This is a genomic window from Rhizobium sp. BK456 (assembly GCF_014194045.1).
In the GTDB taxonomy this organism is placed as follows: Bacteria; Pseudomonadota; Alphaproteobacteria; order Rhizobiales; family Rhizobiaceae; genus Rhizobium; species Rhizobium redzepovicii.
On record NZ_JACIAO010000004.1, the window covers coordinates 233,944 to 249,765 of the forward strand.

Sequence of the window (15,822 nt, forward strand, 5' to 3'; positions counted from 1 at the left end):
GCGCTCTCCTCAGATCGTCTTGAAGACGGTTTCGATGGCGTCGGCCGCCGCCTTGACAACGATATCGGCCTCCTCGCGTGTCAGGCAGAGCGGCGGGGCGAAGCCGAGGATATCGCCCTGCGGCATGGCGCGGCCGATGACGCCGCGTTCGAGAAGGGCGGTGGCGACCTGCGGGCCGATCTTGCGGCCGGCATCGAAGAACTTGCGATCATCCTTGTCCTCTACGAATTCGACTGCCGCCATCAGCCCGTCGCCGCGGACTTCGCCGACGTTGCGATGGCCGCCGACCGCTTTAGCCAGTTCCGAGCGGAAATAGGCGCCGGTCGCGCCGGCATTTTCGACGAGGCCGAGTTCATCGATCAGGTCGAGATTGGCAATGCCGGCGGCAGCACAGATCGGATGGGCGGAATAGGTCCAGCCGTGGCCGATCGCTCCCAACTGGTCGGAACCTTGCACCAGCACCTGCCACATCTTGCTCGAAACGATCGTGCCGGAAAGCGGGGCATAGGCCGAGGTCAGGCCCTTGGCGATGGTGATCAGATCCGGCTTCATGCCGTAATGATCCGAGCCGAACATCGTGCCGAGACGGCCGAAACCGGTCACGACTTCGTCGGCGACAAGCAGGATGTCGTATTTGGCGAGTACGGCCTGAATCTTTTGCCAGTAGCCTTTCGGCGGCGGCACGATGCCGCCGGTGCCGAGGATGGGTTCGCCGATGAAGGCGGCGATCGTGTCCGGTCCTTCGGTGACGATCATCTCCTCCAGCCTGTCGGCGCAATATTGCGAGAACTGCTCCTCGCCCATCCCGCGGTCGGGCCGGCGGAAATAATAGGGCGCTTCGGTATGAAGGATCGGCGCGCGCGGCAGGTCGAAGGCATTGTGGAAGAGTGCCAGGCCGGTGAGGCTGCCGGTCATGACGCCTGAGCCGTGATAACCGCGCCAGCGCGAAATGATCTTCTTCTTGTCGGGTCGGCCGAGGATATTGTTGTAATACCAGATGAGCTTAATGTTGGTCTCGTTGGCGTCCGAGCCCGACAGGCCGAAATAGACGCGGCTCATGCCCTCAGGCGCACGATCGATGATCATCTTCGAAAGCGTGATCGAGGCCTCGGTGCCGTGGCCGACATAGGCGTGATAATAGGCGAGGTTCTTTGCCTGTTCGGCGATCGCGTCGGCGATCTCCCGGCGGCCATAGCCGACATTGACGCAATAGAGGCCGGCAAAGGCGTCGAGGCTTTTCCGCCCTGTCGTGTCGGTGATGTAGACGCCTTCGCCACCGGCGACGACGCGGGTCGGCGTCTCGCCGCGCGCATGCATGCCCATATGGGTGGAAGGATGGAAGAAGTGATCGCGGTCCCAGGCGGTGAGTTCGTTGCTTTTGTCGAGCATGTCCTGTCCTCTTTTTGAAATGCGCGGTTAGTGCATGTCGCCCGGAAGTGTGCCGCGGTTCCGGGATAACGACATGCATAAAAACAAAGAGCTTTAAGCGGCGGTGTCGATGCAGAGATATTTGAGCTCGGTGAAGGCCTCGAGCCCATGGCGAGAGCCCTCGCGGCCGAGGCCGGACTGCTTCCATCCGCCGAAGGGAATAGGGCCGCCAGTGATCTTCACGCGGTTGACCGCCACCATGCCATATTCGAGCGCGCGGCCGAGACGCATCTGGCGGGCGCCGTTTTCGGTGACGACGTAGGCGACAAGGCCGTATTCGGTATCATTGGCGCGGGCGACGACCTCTTCTTCGGTGTCGAAGGTGGCAAGTGCTGCCACGGGCCCGAAGGTCTCCTCGCGCATGATCAGCGCATTTGCCGGCACATCCGTCAAAAGCGTCGGCTCGTAGAAGAGCCGGCCGGCCTTATGGCGTTTGCCGCCGGTGACGAGGCGTGCGCCCTGCGCCAGCGCGTCGGCGACCTGCTCCTCGACCTTGATGACAGCGCGCTCATGCATCAGCGGCCCGATCTCGGCGCCGTCCTCGAGCCCGGCGCCGACCTTCAGCTCCCCGATGCGGGCGGCAAAAGCCTTGGTGAAGCCGTCGGCGATCCGCCGATGGACGAAGATGCGGTTGGCGGCAAGGCAATCCTGGCCGGATGTGGCAAACTTGGCGTCGACGGCGATCTCGACCGCCTTTTCGATATCGGCGTCGTCGAAGATGATCAGCGGTGCGTGGCCGCCGAGTTCCATCACCAGCCGCTTCATGGTCGGGGCGCATTGGGCGGCAATCAGGCGGCCGACTTCGGTGGAGCCGGTGAAGCTTATGGCCCGCAGGCGAGGATCGGCACACATGCGTCCGACGATCGTTGCGGCATGGCCGGTGACGACATTGAAGACGCCGGCGGGAATGCCGGCCCGTTCTCCGAGTTCGGCGAGGGCAAGCGCCGAAAGCGGGGTTTCCGAAGAGGGGTGGGCGACGACAGTGCAGCCGGCCGCAAGCGCGGCGGCGGCCTTTCGGGTCAGCATCGCAGAGGGGAAATTCCAGGGCGTGACGATGCCGACTACGCCGAGCGCCTCGCGCCGGACGATCATTTCCGCCCCGGGCAGGTGGCTGGTGATGCTTTCGGCATTCAGCCGTTTGCCTTCCTCGGCATACCATTCGATGAAGGAGGCGGCGTAATCGATCTCGCCGCGCGCTTCCGCAAGCGGTTTGCCCTGTTCGAGCGTCATGATCAGCGCCAGATCCTCTTTGGCCGCGAGCATCAGCTCGTGCCACTTCCGTAGGATGGTCGCGCGGTTCTGCGGCAGCATGGCGCGCCAGGCGGCAAAGGACTGCGCCGCCGCATCGATTGCGGTTGCCGTCTCGTCCATACCGAGGCTCGCAACCCAGGCAAGCGTCCCTGAGGAGGCCGGATCGGTAACTTCGAAACTTTTGCCTGTCGTGCCGACGATCCAGCGGCCGCCGACATAGGCGAGATCGCGCAGGAGATGACGGTCGGCAAGCCGCGACAGCGCATCATGATAGGCGGGGCGGGCAAAAACGGCGGTCATGTCCAATCTCCTCGTAGCGGTGACGCAAGTCTTCCACACGAGCGGGCGAGAGATTGTCCTTTGGCGAAGGCCAAAAGAGAGAAACGGTCTAAAGGATGGCCGCCTGCTAGAAAGATTGTCTAGGAGGGGCTCTGTTCCTCGTCGGATGCCGCGAAGGAAGAGACCGGAAGCACCGCTTCTTCTTTCACCGTTTTGGTGACGATATAGGTGAAGTAGCGGTCGATGCCGAGTTCGCGGTCGAGAAGCCCGTCGACCAGCCGCTGATAGGCGTCGATATCGGCGGTGATGATTTTCAGGATGTAATCGACGCCGCCCCCAACCGACCAGCAGGCAACGATCTCCGAGATTGCGGCAACGGCGCGCTCGAAGCGCTCGAAATCAGCCTGGCGATGGTTGGCGAGGGTCACTTCCATCATCACGCTGGCGACCGGCGCGATGCGTCGCGGGGCGATGCGGGCGTGGTAGCCGGTAATGATGCCCGCCTTTTCGAGCTTGCGCAGCCGCATCCAGCACGGCGTCGGCGACAGGCCTGCCCTTTCGGCCAGTGCCAGCTTGGTGATGCGGCCGTCGCGCTGGACGGCGTCGAGAATGCGCAGGTCGATGGCGTCGAGCTTCATGGTGCTTTCTTTAGAAAGAAATCATTTCAAACGCAGCGAAAAGACAATGGAAGCGCATTTTGGCATTGTCAATTGAACTGATTTTCAGCAGTGTAAAATCATGACAAAGTGGCGCCCCGATCCCTCGCAACTCCGCCGGCCGGCTTACCTCTCGCTTGCCGAGCAGATCGCCAACGCGATCACCGACGGCAAGCTCTCCGACGGGGCGCAATTGCCGCCGCATCGCAAGCTGGCGGACGATCTGCATCTTTCCGTGCAGACGGTGAGCCGTGCCTATGACGAACTCAGCCGCCGGGGGCTGATCTCCGGCGAGATCGGCCGCGGCAGCTTCGTCCAGACCAGGCCGCGCGAGCCGGAGCCGCCTTATCTGCCGGAACGGCTGGGCGAGGTGATCGATCTGTCGATCCTGAAGCCGGTCTGCGAGCAGATCCACCTGGAAAGGCTGCGCCAGGCCTTCGGCTGGCTTGCGGAAAACCTGCCCTCCAGCTCCGCCTTGTCGTTCCGGCCGAACATGGTGTTTCCGCGCCACCGCACGGTCGCCACCGAATGGGTGGCGCGCTGCGGGCTCGACGTGTCGCCGCTGAATATTAGCGTGACGAATGGCGCGACCTCGGGCATGACGGTCGCGCTGATGAGCGTCGCGCCGCCCGGCTCGACCATTGCCACCGAAGCGGTCAGTCACCATACGCTGGTGCCGCTCTGCGGCTATCTCGGCCTGCATCTCGAGGGGTTGGCGATCGACGAGGAGGGCATGATCCCGGAGGCGCTTGATGAAGCCTGCCGCACGGGGCCGATCCGGGCAATCTTTCTGCAGCCCTCGGTGATCAACCCGATGGCGTCGCTGATGAGTGCCGAGCGTCGGCAGGCGCTTGCCGCCGTTGCCGCCAAGCATGACATCGCGATCATTGAAAACGATATTCTCGGTCCGATGGTTGAGAACCGGGCGCCGCCGATGGCCGCCTTTGCGCCGGAGCGGACGCTCTACGTCACGAGTTTCACGAAGATCACCGTTCCCGGCCTCAGGATCGGCTATCTCGTCGCACCCGACCGCTATGTCGCCGCCGTCGCCAACCGGCATCTCGTTTCCAGCTGGATGGCGACGCCTGCCATGGCCGAGATCGCCAGCCGCTGGGTCAGCGACGGCACGGCGATGGAGCTGGTCAACTGGCAACGCCGCGCCCTTGCGAGCCGCCACGCGATCGCAGCAGAGATGCTGGCCGGCCTCAGCTACCGGGCGCACCCGCAAAGCCTGCATGTCTGGCTGCCGCTCGCCGGCAACCATACGGAAGATGGTTTCGTCTCGCAGGCGAGGCTGCGCGGCGTGGCGATCGCGCCCGGCAAATCGTTCCGCACCGCCGACCAGGGCTCGACGCCGGCCGTGCGCATTTCGCTCGGCTCGACGACCGAAAGCGAGTTGCGGACCGGGCTTGGGATCGTCGCTTCTTTGGCACAGGGAAATCCGGAAGAGCTGCTGCTGGCGATTTGATGGCGCTGCCCCTCCTTTGAGCATTCTCAGAATAATTGTCATGATATTATTTTACGAATTGACATGATTTTGATGGGCCGTCATCGTTAGGGTATTGCTTGTCTCAACAGGGAGAGACATGAATGCCTCAGCCCATCATCCGCATCGACAACATCGTCAAGAGATACGGCCCGCTGACCGTGCTCGACGGCCTGTCGATGAATGTCATGCCGGGTGAGAAGCTGGCGCTGATCGGGCCGTCTGGCTCCGGCAAGACGACGATCCTGCGCATTCTGATGACGCTGGAGACGATCAGCGGCGGCCATATCGAGGTTGACGGCGAACAACTCTACCATATGGCAGGCAGCAGCGGGCTGGTGCCGGCCGATGAACGGCACCTTCATCGCATGCGCGAAAAGATCGGCATGGTCTTCCAGCACTTCAATCTGTTTCCGCACAAATGCGTGCTCGACAATGTGACGCTGGCGCCGATGCTGACCAAGGGCATCAAACGTCCGCAGGCCGAAAAGCGGGCAATGGAGCTTCTCGATATGGTCGGCCTGGCCGACAAGGCGAAAAGCGTCCCGGCGCAGCTTTCCGGCGGACAGAAGCAGCGCGTCGCCATTGCCCGGGCGCTGGCGCTGTCGCCGAAGATCATGCTGTTCGACGAAGTGACCTCGGCGCTCGACCCGGAACTGGTCGAAGAGGTGCTGAACGTCATGCGCCGGCTGGCCTCCGAGACCGATATGACGATGCTTCTCGTCACGCATGAAATGGGCTTCGCCCATGACTTCGCCGACCGCGTGCTGTTCTTCGATCGAGGCAAGATCGTCGAGGAAGGCAAGCCGGGCGATATCTTCAGAAATCCGACGCAGGAGAGGACGCAGACCTTCCTGCGCAAGATCATAGCGGCTGGGCACCGCGTCTGACCTCAGACATTGCCCGCAAAGAACAAAACTCAAAGGAAAGCCAGAGGAGTTGGGAACCATGAAAGCAGGATATGTTTTGAGCGCCGTCAGCCTGTCGGTGCTTCTGGCCGCGGCCGCCGGCCCGGCTTCCGCCGCCGATGACAAGCTCGAGCAACTGAAGGAGCAGGGTTTTGCCCGCATCGCCATCGCCAACGAGCCGCCGTTCACAGCCGTCGGTGCCGACGGCAAGGTGTCCGGTGCCGCGCCCGATGTGGCGCGCGTAATCTTCGAAAAGCTCGGCGTCAAGGAAGTGGTCGCCTCGATTTCGGAATATGGCGCGATGATCCCCGGTCTGCAGGCCGGCCGCCACGACGCGATCACCGCCGGCCTGTTCATGAAGCCGGAGCGTTGCAATGCCGTCGCCTATTCCGAACCGATCCTCTGCGACGCCGAAGCCTTCGCTCTCAAGAAAGGCAATCCGCTGAAGCTGACGAGCTACAAGGATATCGCCGACAATCCCGATGCCAAGATCGGCGCACCGGGCGGCGGCACCGAGGAGAAGCTGGCGCTCGAGGCCGGCGTGCCGCGTGACCGCGTCATCGTCGTTCCTGATGGCCAGAGCGGCATCAAGATGCTGCAGGACGGCCGCATCGACGTCTATTCGCTGCCGGTCCTGTCGATCCACGATCTGATGGCCAAGGCGAAGGACCCCAATCTCGAAACCGTCGCCCCGGTGGTCAATGCACCGGTCTATTGCGATGGCGCCGCCTTCCGCAAGCAGGATGTCGCGCTACGCGATGCCTTCGACGTCGAGCTGAAGAAACTGAAGGAATCGGGCGAATTCGCCAAGATCATCGAGCCCTATGGCTTCTCGGCCAAGGCGGCGATGTCGACCAGCCGCGACAAGCTCTGCGCCGCAGCCAAGTAACCTGATGAGAGCGGCCGGCATGCGTCCTTCCATGGCCGGTTTGCCCTTCGCACGATCTCCAGAGAAGTGAGTTGCCGATGTCGGTATGGTCCGGCTATCTGACACTGATCCTTGAGGGCGCCCTGGTCACGCTTCAGTTGACGGTCATGGGGTCCGCACTGGCGCTGGTGATGGCCTTCCTGGCGGGGCTCGGCCGCCTGTCGCGCTTCTTTGCCGTTAGGGCTCTGGCGACCGCCTATATCGAGTTCTTCCGCGGCACCTCGATTTTCGTCCAGCTCTTCTGGGTCTATTTCGTGCTGCCTTTTGCCGGCTTAACCCTGACGCCGCTGCAGGCGGGTGTCCTGGCGCTCGGCCTGAATGTCGGCGCCTATGCGGCGGAAGTGGTGCGCGGCGCGGTCAAGGCCGTCGGGCGCGAACAGTCGGAAGCCTGTGTTGCGCTCAATCTGTCGCGCTACCAGCGCATCCGCCACGTCATCCTGCCGCAGGCGCTGCCGCTGATGCTGCCGACCTTCTGCAACAATGCGATCGAGCTTTTGAAGGGCACGGCCGTCGTGTCGCTGATCTCGCTGACGGATATGACCTTCCAGGCGCAGGTGGTGCGTGCGCAGACCGGCAGTACGCTGGTGCCCTTCGCAACGATCCTCATCCTCTACTTTCTCATGGCCTTGGCGATTTCGGCGGCGATGCGCTGGCTGGAGCGGCGCATGGCCCGCAGCCTCGACGGCATAAGGAGCTGATCGGATGGAATGGGATTGGGACTTCGTGTGGCAGATCATGCCGACCCTTCTCGAAGGGTTCAAGATCACCATTCTCGCGACCATCCTCGGCGCTGCCGTCGCCATGGCCGCGGGCCTTGGTCTTGCCATTGCGCGGCGGTCGCCGGTCGCCGCCATTTCGAGAACGGTCGGCTTCGTCTCGGAATTCATCCGCGGCACGCCGCTGCTGGTGCAGCTCTACTTCATCTTCTACGTGTTGCCTGATATCGGCATCCGACTGTCGCCGCTCACCGCCGGCGTCATCGGCATGGGCATTCACTATGCGACCTATACTGCCGAGGTCTATCGCGCCGGCATCGAGAATGTGCCACGCGGACAGTGGGAAGCCGCCAAGGCCACCAATCTGACGACGCGCCAGGCCTGGATCCACGTCGTCCTGCCGCAGGCGATTCCGCCGATGATCCCGGCGCTCGCCAATTATTTCATCGCCATGTTCAAGGAGACGCCGCTGCTTTCGGCGATCACCGTGCTTGAACTGATGAACCAGGCAAAGAGCATCGCCAACAGCAATTACCGCTACATCGAGCCGATGACGCTGGTCGGGGTCTTCTTCCTCATCATCAGCCTGATCTCGGTCGTGGGCTTGCGCTGGCTCGAGGAACGTTACGCCAGGATGGATGATTGATATGACCGCAGCAATCGAGATCATTCCCGTCGGCCGGCTGCCGCGGCTGGACGACCGGCCGCTCGAAAAGCGCATCGGCCTGATCATCCTGGCGACCGACCACACGACGGAAGTCGATTTCCGGCGAATGGTCGCCAGCGACCGCATCGGCGTCTATGTCAGCCGCATCCGCTATGCCAATCCGGTCACACCGGAAAACCTCTTGAAGATGCAGCCGTCGCTGACGGAAGGTGCTGCGCTGATCCTGCCGGATGAGACGCTGGATGCGGTCATGTATTCCTGCACCTCCGCTTCGGTCGTCATTGGCGACCGCAATATCGAGGCGGCGATCCATGCGGCCAAGCCGGGTGCTTCAGTGGTGACGCCGACGGCGGCGGCCGTGAAGGGCCTCCAGGCGCTCGGCGCCCGCCGGATTTCGGTGCTGACGCCTTATACGATCGAAACCAGCCGGCCAATGGCGGATTATTTCGTCGATCTCGGCTTTACGATCGACCGTTTCACCTGCCTCGGCCTGAGTGATGATCGCGAGATGGCGCGGATTGCGCCGGATGACATCGCAGCCTTCGCACGCCAGGCGCTGGCGCCGCAATCCGATGCGCTGTTCATCTCCTGCACGGCTCTCCGCGCCGCCGAGGTCGCCGCCCGCATCGAAGCCGAGACCGGCAAGCCCGTGGTCACCAGCAATCTCGCAACCGCCTGGGCCTGCCTGAGGCTTTGCGGCGATGACCGGGCGCGGCCCGAATTCGGGCAATTGATGACCAAGCCCTACGGGAAAGGCTGAGATCATGGCGAGCACCTTGCCCGTTTCGCTAGAGGGTATTCGCGCGGCGGCGCGGCGGATCTCCGGCCGGGTTATCGAAACACCGATGATGCAGTCGCCATCGCTTGGCGACTTCGCCGGTGTACCTGTCCATCTCAAGCTCGAACATCATCAGACGACCGGCAGCTTCAAGCTGCGTGGCGCGACCAATGCGGTACTCTCCTTGTCGCCGACGGAACGTTCGCGCGGCGTCGTCGCCGCCTCGACCGGAAATCACGGCCGTGCGCTTGCCTATGCGGCGAAAGCTGAAGGTGCCGTCGCAACCATCTGCATGTCGCAGCTGGTGCCGGAGAACAAGATCTCGGAAATCCGCCGCCTCGGCGCCGATATCCGCATCGTCGGATTGTCGCAGGACGAGGCGCAGCTAGAGGTCGACCGGTTGGTTGGCGAGGAGGGGCTGGTGATGGTCCCGCCCTTCGACCATCCGGCTGTCGTGGCCGGGCAGGGGACGCTGGGGCTCGAGATTATCGACGCTTTGCCGGAAGCAGCCACGGTTCTGGTGCCTCTCTCCGGCGGCGGTCTTGCGGCGGGTGTTGCCGCCGCGATCAAGGGTGTCAGCCCGAAGACGAAGGTGATCGGCCTGACGATGGAACGGGGTGCGGCGATGAAGGCGAGCCTCGACGCCGGCAGGCCGGTGCAGGTCGAGGAAAGGCCGAGCCTTGCCGACTCGCTCGGCGGCGGCATCGGCCTCGACAATCGCGTATCCTTCGCCATGTGCCGCGCGCTTCTCGACGACGTCATCCTGCTGACGGAGGCGGAAATCGCCGCCGGCATGCGCCACGCCTATTCCTGCGAGCGGGAGATCGTCGAAGGCGCGGGTGCGGTCGGCATCGCCGCCCTGCTTGCGGGAAAGATCCGCTCCGGCGGTCCTGTGGTTGCGATCCTGTCCGGGCGGAATGTCGACATGGAACAGCACCGACGGGTAATCAACGGCGAGGCGGCGATGTTCGGGGAGGATGGGTCGTGAGCGGGATGATCATTCTGACGGAAGCGGAGCTCAGGAAAATCATCGGCCTTGACCTGGATGCGGTAACCTGCGTCGAGCAGGCCTTTGCAGCGCTTGCGACCAAGGCCGTCGCCATGCCGCCGATCCTGCGACTCGACATTCCGGAACATCGCGGCGAAGTCGATGTGAAGACGGCCTATATCCCGGGGATCGAAAGCTTCGCGATCAAGATCAGCCCCGGCTTCTTCGACAATCCCAAGATTGGGCTGCCGAGCACCAACGGCATGATGGTGCTGTTGTCGAGCCGGACCGGGCTGGTACAGGCACTGCTCTTGGACAATGGTTATCTCACCGACATACGCACCGCGGCGGCCGGCGCGGTCGCGGCCAAATATCTGTCGCGTGAAAATGCATCCATGGCCGCCGTCTTCGGGGCGGGCATGCAGGCGCGGCTGCAGCTTGAAGCCTTGACGCTGGCGCGGCCGATCCGCGAAGCCCGAATATGGGCGCGTGATGCCGCAAAAGCCGAGAGCGCCGCAGCGGAACTGACCGCAAGGCTCGGCTTGCCCGTCACCGCGATATCGGATCCAAGGCGCGCAATCTCCGGCGCCGATATCGTCGTGACCACCACACCCTCGGAAGCGCCGATCGTTCAGGCCGGTTGGCTGGAACCCGGACAGCATCTGACGGCTATGGGCTCGGATGCGGAGCACAAGAACGAGATCGATCCGGCCGTCATCGCCGACGCCGGCCTCTATGTCGCCGACAGCCTGAAGCAGACGCGGCGTCTCGGCGAGTTGCATCATGCAATCGGCGCCGGCCTAGTCGCGCCCGATGCCGTCTTCGCCGAACTCGGCCAGATCGTCGCTGGCAGGGTGCAGGGACGGACCAGCGACGGCCAGATCACCTTCGCCGACCTCACGGGAACCGGCATCCAGGACACCGCCATTGCCAACCTCGCCTTTGCCCGCGCCAATGCGACAAAGGCCGGGACCATATTCGAAAGCTGACGGAAAAGAAGGGAAGAAACATGACCCAGCCCAATCTGAAGTTTTCGCTCGGCGAATATGCCGCGCGGCTGGAAAAGACACGGCGCGCCATGGAGGCGAAGGGCGTCGACCTGCTTGTTGTCAGCGACCCGTCGAACATGGCCTGGCTGACCGGCTATGACGGCTGGTCCTTCTACGTGCACCAGGCGGTGATCGTGCCGCCGCAGGGCGAGCCGATCTGGTTTGGCCGCGGGCAGGATGCCAGCGGCGCCAAGTTCACCACCTATCTGAAGCACGATAACATCGTCGGCTATCCCGATCATTACGTGCAGTCGACCGAGCGCCATCCGATGGATTACCTCTCCGGCATCCTGACGGAGCGCGGCTTCGGCAAGCTGACGATCGGCGTCGAGATGGACAATTACTGGTTCTCGGCGGCCGCCTTCGCCGCGTTGCAGAAACATCTGCCGAATGCGCGCTTCGTCGACGCGACTGCGCTGGTCAACTGGCAGCGCGCGGTCAAGAGCGAGACCGAAATCAAATATATGCGCAATGCCGCCCGCATTGTCGAAGCGATGCATTCCCGCATCTTCGACAAAATCGAAGTTGGCATGCGTAAGTGCGATCTGGTCGCGGAAATCTATGATGCCGGCACCCGTGGCGTCGATGGCATCGGCGGCGATTATCCGGCGATCGTGCCTTTGCTGCCATCCGGCGTCGAGGCATCCGCACCGCATCTGACCTGGGACGACCGGCCGTTGAAGACGGGGGAGGGCACCTTCTTCGAGATCGCCGGCTGCTACAACCGCTATCACCTGCCGCTGTCGCGCACCGTTTTCCTCGGCAAGCCGACGCAGGCTTTTCTCGATGCCGAAAAAGCAACGCTCGAAGGCATGGAGGCCGGTCTTGCCGTCGCCAAGCCCGGGAACACCTGCGAGGACATCGCCAACGCCTTCTTCGCGGTGCTGAAGAAATACGGCATCGTCAAGGATAACCGCACCGGTTACCCGATCGGTCTGTCCTATCCGCCGGACTGGGGCGAGCGCACCATGAGCCTGCGGCCGGGCGACCGGACGGAGCTGAAGCCCGGCATGACTTTCCATTTCATGACCGGCCTCTGGCTCGACGACATGGGCTTCGAGACGACCGAGAGCATCCTGATCACCGAAAGCGGCGTCGAATGCTTCGCCGATGTGCCGCGCAGGCTGATGGTCAAGGATTGAGGCTGTCATGACAGAGATTGGCTTGCGGCCGTCGCCGATCAGCGCGACGGTGGATTTCACCGCCGAAGGCGTCCAGCACGGGTTCCTGAGGCTGCCTTACAGCCGCGACGATTCCGCCTGGGGTTCCGTGATGATCCCGATAACGGTCGTCAGGAACGGCAAAGGGCCGACGGCGCTGCTGACCGGCGGCAATCACGGCGACGAGTATGAGGGACCGATCGCGCTTTTCGACCTTGCCCGCTCGCTGAAGGCCGAGGCGGTGCGCGGTGCCGTCATTATCGTGCCGGCGATGAATTATCCGGCGTTCCTTGCGGGAACCCGGACTTCGCCGATCGACAGGGGCAACATGAACCGCAGCTTTCCGGGCCGTCCGGACGGCACGGTGACGCAGAAGATCGCCGACTATTTCCAGCGTGTGCTCCTGCCGACGGCCGATCTGGTTCTCGATTTTCATTCCGGCGGCAAGACGCTCGATTTTCTACCGTTCTGTGCGGCCCATATCCTGCCGAACAAACAGCAAGAGGTGCAGGCGTTCGAATATGTGACGGCCTTTGCCGCGCCCTATTCGATGAAGATGCTGGAGATCGATGCGGTCGGCATGTACGACACCGCCGCCGAGGAGATGGGCAAGGTCTTCATCACCACGGAACTCGGCGGCGGCGGGACGGCTACGGCCAAGAGTGCGGCGATTGCCAAGCGCGGCACCATGAACGTGCTGCGCCACGCCGGGATCGTTGCGGGCGCCGCCGATATCGGTCCGACGGCCTGGCTCGACATGCCGGACGGCCGGTGTTTTTCCTTCGCTGAGGAGGGCGGGTTGATCGAGCCCGTCATCGATCTCGGTGAAGCCGTCGGTAAGGATGCTGTCATCGCTCGCATCTATCCGACAGGGCGGACCGGAGTGGCCCCCCACGAGGTCCGCGCCGGCATGGATGGCATCCTCTGCGCCCGGCATTTTCCCGGACTGGTCAAATCAGGCGATTGCGTCGCCGTGGTCGCGATCGTCACCGGCTGAAGAGGCCGGCAATCAAGCCGCTTGACGCGGCCTTGACATGCTCGCTGCCGCGTCGATCTGAAAGCGCCTGACGACGCCTTCCAATGTCTGCGTTTGGGTGCCGAGCGCGCGGCAGGCCGAAGCGGTTTCGACGGCCATCGTCGCGTTGTGTTGCGTCACTTGGTCGAGAGCATTGACGGAGGCATTGATCTCGCGGATCGCCACCGCCTGCTCGGAGGATACGGACACGATCCGGGCGATGAGCGCGGCAACCTGCTCGACCTGTCCTTCGATTTCCTGAAGTGCCTTGCCGGTGCGGTTGACAAGCTCCACCCCGTTGGAAACCTGCGAGGACGATGTGGAAATCAGAGCCCTGATCTCCTTGGCGGCGTTGGCCGAGCGCATGGCAAGTTCCCGCACCTCCTGCGCCACGACGGCAAAACCCTTGCCGGCTTCGCCTGCGCGAGCCGCCTCAACCCCCGCATTCAGCGCCAGGAGATTGGTCTGGAAGGCGATTTCATCGATGACGTTGACGATGTCGCCGATCTGCGAGGACGAGCCCTCGATCCGTTCCATGGCGGCGATCGCTTCGCGGACGACGGCCGCCGAATGTTCGGCGCTGTTGCGGGTCTCGGCCATCATGCCGGTCGCCTTGCCGGCATGATCGGAGGCGTCTTTCGCCTTGGCGTTCATCTCACCGAGCGCGGCGGTGGCCTCTTCGAGCATCGCGGCTTGCTGTTCCGTGCGCGATGCGAGGCTCTCGGTTGCACCGGTAATGTCGGCCGAGGCGCTATCCACTTGTTTGGAGGTCTGGGCGATCTCGGCCATCGAGGCACAAAGCGCATCCATGCTGTCGTTGAACTTGGCGCGCAAAGTCTCGTAAGTGGCGGCAAAGGGTGTGGCGATCCGGCAATCGAGATTGCCGTGCGATAGCTGGTCCAAGCCGTGGGTCAGTTGAGCGATCACCGTTTCGCGGACCTGCTCTTCGGCGGACTTTTCGGCCATCTGGCTGCGTTCGCGTTCAAATTCCGCATCGCGAAGCGCCGTCTCGCGCTTTTGCGCGTCCTGCCGCTCGAGCGCGTTGCGGCGGAAAACCGCCACGGCCTTCGACATGGCGCCGATCTCGTCTGAACGGCTGGCATAGGGAACCTCGGTCGAAAAATCGCCGTCAGCGAGGTTGCCCATATAGGCTTTCATGCCGTCGAGCGGCACGATGGCCCGGCGGCGCAGGAGATAGAGCCCGACCAGCAGCAAAGCGAAGGATCCGAAGCCAGCGCCACCAGCATAGATCGTCCAGGTGACGATTTCCGAGGCGGCATTGCGCTCCTCGCCCTTCAGGAAGGCATCGGAATTGGCGACAAGTTTTTCGACAGCGTCCTGGTGCGAATGGAAGGCGACGCGTAATTGCTCGATCGCACCATGCGCCTTGTCCTCGTCTTTGGCGGTCAGCGCCGGAATGATCTCGCGGTTCATCACGTCCCAGAATTTGTCGCCTTTGGCGATGACATCGTTTTCAAGCTCGTCCTTCAACGCCTGCGGTAGTTGGGTGGTTTTCCAATAGGCGCGGCGGTCGTCGTAAGCGGCCTTGAGATTGGCGATCTTGGCAAGATTGGTGTCGGTGAGCTCGGGAAACTTGCTGGCCTCGAAGGACAACATGTAGGATTCGACCACAAACAGCGGCGGCGGCAGAATATCGGCGATCAAATCCTTGCCGTAGACGACCTGCTCGTAAACCGGGCCGTTGACCTTCAGCCGTTCGAGGGCCGATTGCTGTAACCCGATCGACATGAAAAGACCTGCTGAAACGGCGACACCAAATGCCACCAGGCTACGGGCAATAGTAAAAGCCAAAGGACCGTCTCCAAATAATTTTTGGCTTCTCGCTCGCGAGATGCCTGATCTACGTACCCCATTATTTCGCGCGAACGCTGAAATATGGTTAATTCTTCTGGAGATTAGAAGTTGACTGGCCTGTATGGGACAGTAACAGGCGTCCAAAAGTGGGGGGATCAGAGACTACGGCTATTTTGGCAGCAACATCTTCGTCCCGCTGACGGGAATAATGAGCGTTATGTTCATCGAAGAGGAGATCAATATGACTGAACTTCGGCTGCCGTACGAAGTGTAAAGGCACGTGATCTTGCACGGCTTGCCCGCCGCGAAAATCGCTCGGTCGCCGAGATTGTCGAGTGGGCTCTTGAACATTGTGGGATATGTCAGGCCGAGCGTACCAGGCGGTGAAGGTAGTTAGGCCAATCGCATCAGCGTATTATTGAGGTCGCCGATCTCGCGCAGCAGCTCGACCAATCTATCCGTATCGTCCTGGCTGAGCCGGCCCGTTTCGCCGCTGTTCTTCCAAAGATTTTGGAATTCCTGGCTCATCTCACGCGCGCTCTGCATGATTTCGATGATTTGCGTGCGGTTTTCCCAGGTCGCGACGACGGTCGGCTCGTCCATCTCGATCGAAATATCCGGTTCGCGTTTCAGCAAAAGCAATTTCTGATTCCTCTTGTGCAATGACGATCTCGTTCGGACGGCGCCATCGAGCGGTG

15 protein-coding genes and 1 pseudogene are annotated in these 15,822 nt (G+C 62.5%); 11 read left to right on the plus strand and 5 right to left on the minus strand.

Annotation, left to right across the window (positions count from 1 at the left end; genetic code table 11):
- Window positions 1-9: 9 nt before the first annotated feature.
- The 3 genes from FHX03_RS13935 to FHX03_RS13945 form a co-directional block, all read right to left on the minus strand.
- A complete protein-coding gene (locus FHX03_RS13935) occupies window positions 10-1,389 on the minus strand; it encodes an aspartate aminotransferase family protein (RefSeq protein ID WP_183854119.1) in 1,380 nt (459 codons plus the stop codon).
- Between the two features lie 93 nt (window positions 1,390-1,482).
- Entirely contained in the window at window positions 1,483-2,979 is a 1,497-nt protein-coding gene (locus FHX03_RS13940; protein WP_183779710.1) for an NAD-dependent succinate-semialdehyde dehydrogenase, read from the minus strand.
- 119 nt (window positions 2,980-3,098) lie between these two features.
- Window positions 3,099-3,596 carry an Lrp/AsnC family transcriptional regulator gene (locus tag FHX03_RS13945; protein ID WP_183854121.1) on the minus strand — a complete coding sequence of 166 codons (498 nt, stop codon included), beginning with the start codon at window positions 3,594-3,596 and terminating at the stop codon, window positions 3,099-3,101.
- 100 nt (window positions 3,597-3,696) lie between these two features.
- Between FHX03_RS13945 and FHX03_RS13950 the strand changes: the two genes are divergently transcribed.
- The 10 genes from FHX03_RS13950 to doeB all read left to right on the plus strand — a co-directional run bounded on the left by FHX03_RS13950 (window position 3,697) and on the right by doeB (window position 13,291).
- On the plus strand, window positions 3,697-5,082 hold the full coding sequence (locus tag FHX03_RS13950) for a PLP-dependent aminotransferase family protein (protein ID WP_183854122.1): 1,386 nt from the start codon (window positions 3,697-3,699) through the stop codon (window positions 5,080-5,082).
- Window positions 5,083-5,204: 122 nt separating this feature from the next.
- The gene (gene ehuA / locus FHX03_RS13955; RefSeq protein WP_012556276.1) at window positions 5,205-5,990 is read left to right on the plus strand and encodes an ectoine/hydroxyectoine ABC transporter ATP-binding protein EhuA; all 786 of its coding nucleotides are present in this window, start codon (window positions 5,205-5,207) and stop codon (window positions 5,988-5,990) included.
- Between the two features lie 58 nt (window positions 5,991-6,048).
- Window positions 6,049-6,897 carry an ectoine/hydroxyectoine ABC transporter substrate-binding protein EhuB gene (ehuB, locus tag FHX03_RS13960; RefSeq protein WP_183779717.1) on the plus strand — a complete coding sequence of 283 codons (849 nt, stop codon included), beginning with the start codon at window positions 6,049-6,051 and terminating at the stop codon, window positions 6,895-6,897.
- Between the two features lie 77 nt (window positions 6,898-6,974).
- Window positions 6,975-7,634, plus strand: a complete 660-nt coding sequence (gene ehuC / locus FHX03_RS13965) for an ectoine/hydroxyectoine ABC transporter permease subunit EhuC (protein WP_183854124.1) — start codon at window positions 6,975-6,977, stop codon at window positions 7,632-7,634.
- Window positions 7,635-7,638: 4 nt separating this feature from the next.
- Window positions 7,639-8,298, plus strand: a complete 660-nt coding sequence (ehuD, locus tag FHX03_RS13970; RefSeq protein WP_097629397.1) for an ectoine/hydroxyectoine ABC transporter permease subunit EhuD — start codon at window positions 7,639-7,641, stop codon at window positions 8,296-8,298.
- 1 nt (window position 8,299) lies between these two features.
- On the plus strand, window positions 8,300-9,079 hold the full coding sequence (gene eutA, locus FHX03_RS13975) for an ectoine utilization protein EutA (protein WP_183854126.1): 780 nt from the start codon (window positions 8,300-8,302) through the stop codon (window positions 9,077-9,079).
- A gap of 4 nt (window positions 9,080-9,083) precedes the next feature.
- Window positions 9,084-10,085 (plus strand): hydroxyectoine utilization dehydratase EutB, encoded by a 1,002-nt coding sequence (eutB, locus tag FHX03_RS13980; protein WP_183854128.1) that lies wholly within the window; start codon window positions 9,084-9,086, stop codon window positions 10,083-10,085.
- Entirely contained in the window at window positions 10,082-11,074 is a 993-nt protein-coding gene (gene eutC / locus FHX03_RS13985; protein ID WP_183854130.1) for an ectoine utilization protein EutC, read from the plus strand. Before eutB ends, eutC begins: the two co-directional genes overlap by 4 nt.
- A gap of 20 nt (window positions 11,075-11,094) precedes the next feature.
- On the plus strand, window positions 11,095-12,276 hold the full coding sequence (gene doeA / locus FHX03_RS13990; protein WP_183854133.1) for an ectoine hydrolase DoeA: 1,182 nt from the start codon (window positions 11,095-11,097) through the stop codon (window positions 12,274-12,276).
- 7 nt (window positions 12,277-12,283) lie between these two features.
- Entirely contained in the window at window positions 12,284-13,291 is a 1,008-nt protein-coding gene (gene doeB / locus FHX03_RS13995; RefSeq protein WP_183854135.1) for a N(2)-acetyl-L-2,4-diaminobutanoate deacetylase DoeB, read from the plus strand.
- 12 nt (window positions 13,292-13,303) lie between these two features.
- Here doeB and FHX03_RS14000 read toward each other — a convergent pair whose 3' ends face one another.
- Window positions 13,304-15,121 (minus strand): methyl-accepting chemotaxis protein, encoded by a 1,818-nt coding sequence (locus FHX03_RS14000; RefSeq protein ID WP_097629403.1) that lies wholly within the window; start codon window positions 15,119-15,121, stop codon window positions 13,304-13,306.
- Between the two features lie 261 nt (window positions 15,122-15,382).
- On the opposite strand from FHX03_RS14000, the pseudogene FHX03_RS14005 reads away from it, so the two are divergent.
- A pseudogene (locus FHX03_RS14005) lies at window positions 15,383-15,472 on the plus strand (plasmid stabilization protein); the annotation flags it as partial.
- A gap of 45 nt (window positions 15,473-15,517) precedes the next feature.
- Here FHX03_RS14005 and FHX03_RS14010 read toward each other — a convergent pair.
- A complete protein-coding gene (locus FHX03_RS14010) occupies window positions 15,518-15,766 on the minus strand; it encodes a hypothetical protein (RefSeq protein WP_183854137.1) in 249 nt (82 codons plus the stop codon).
- Window positions 15,767-15,822 lie beyond the last annotated feature (56 nt).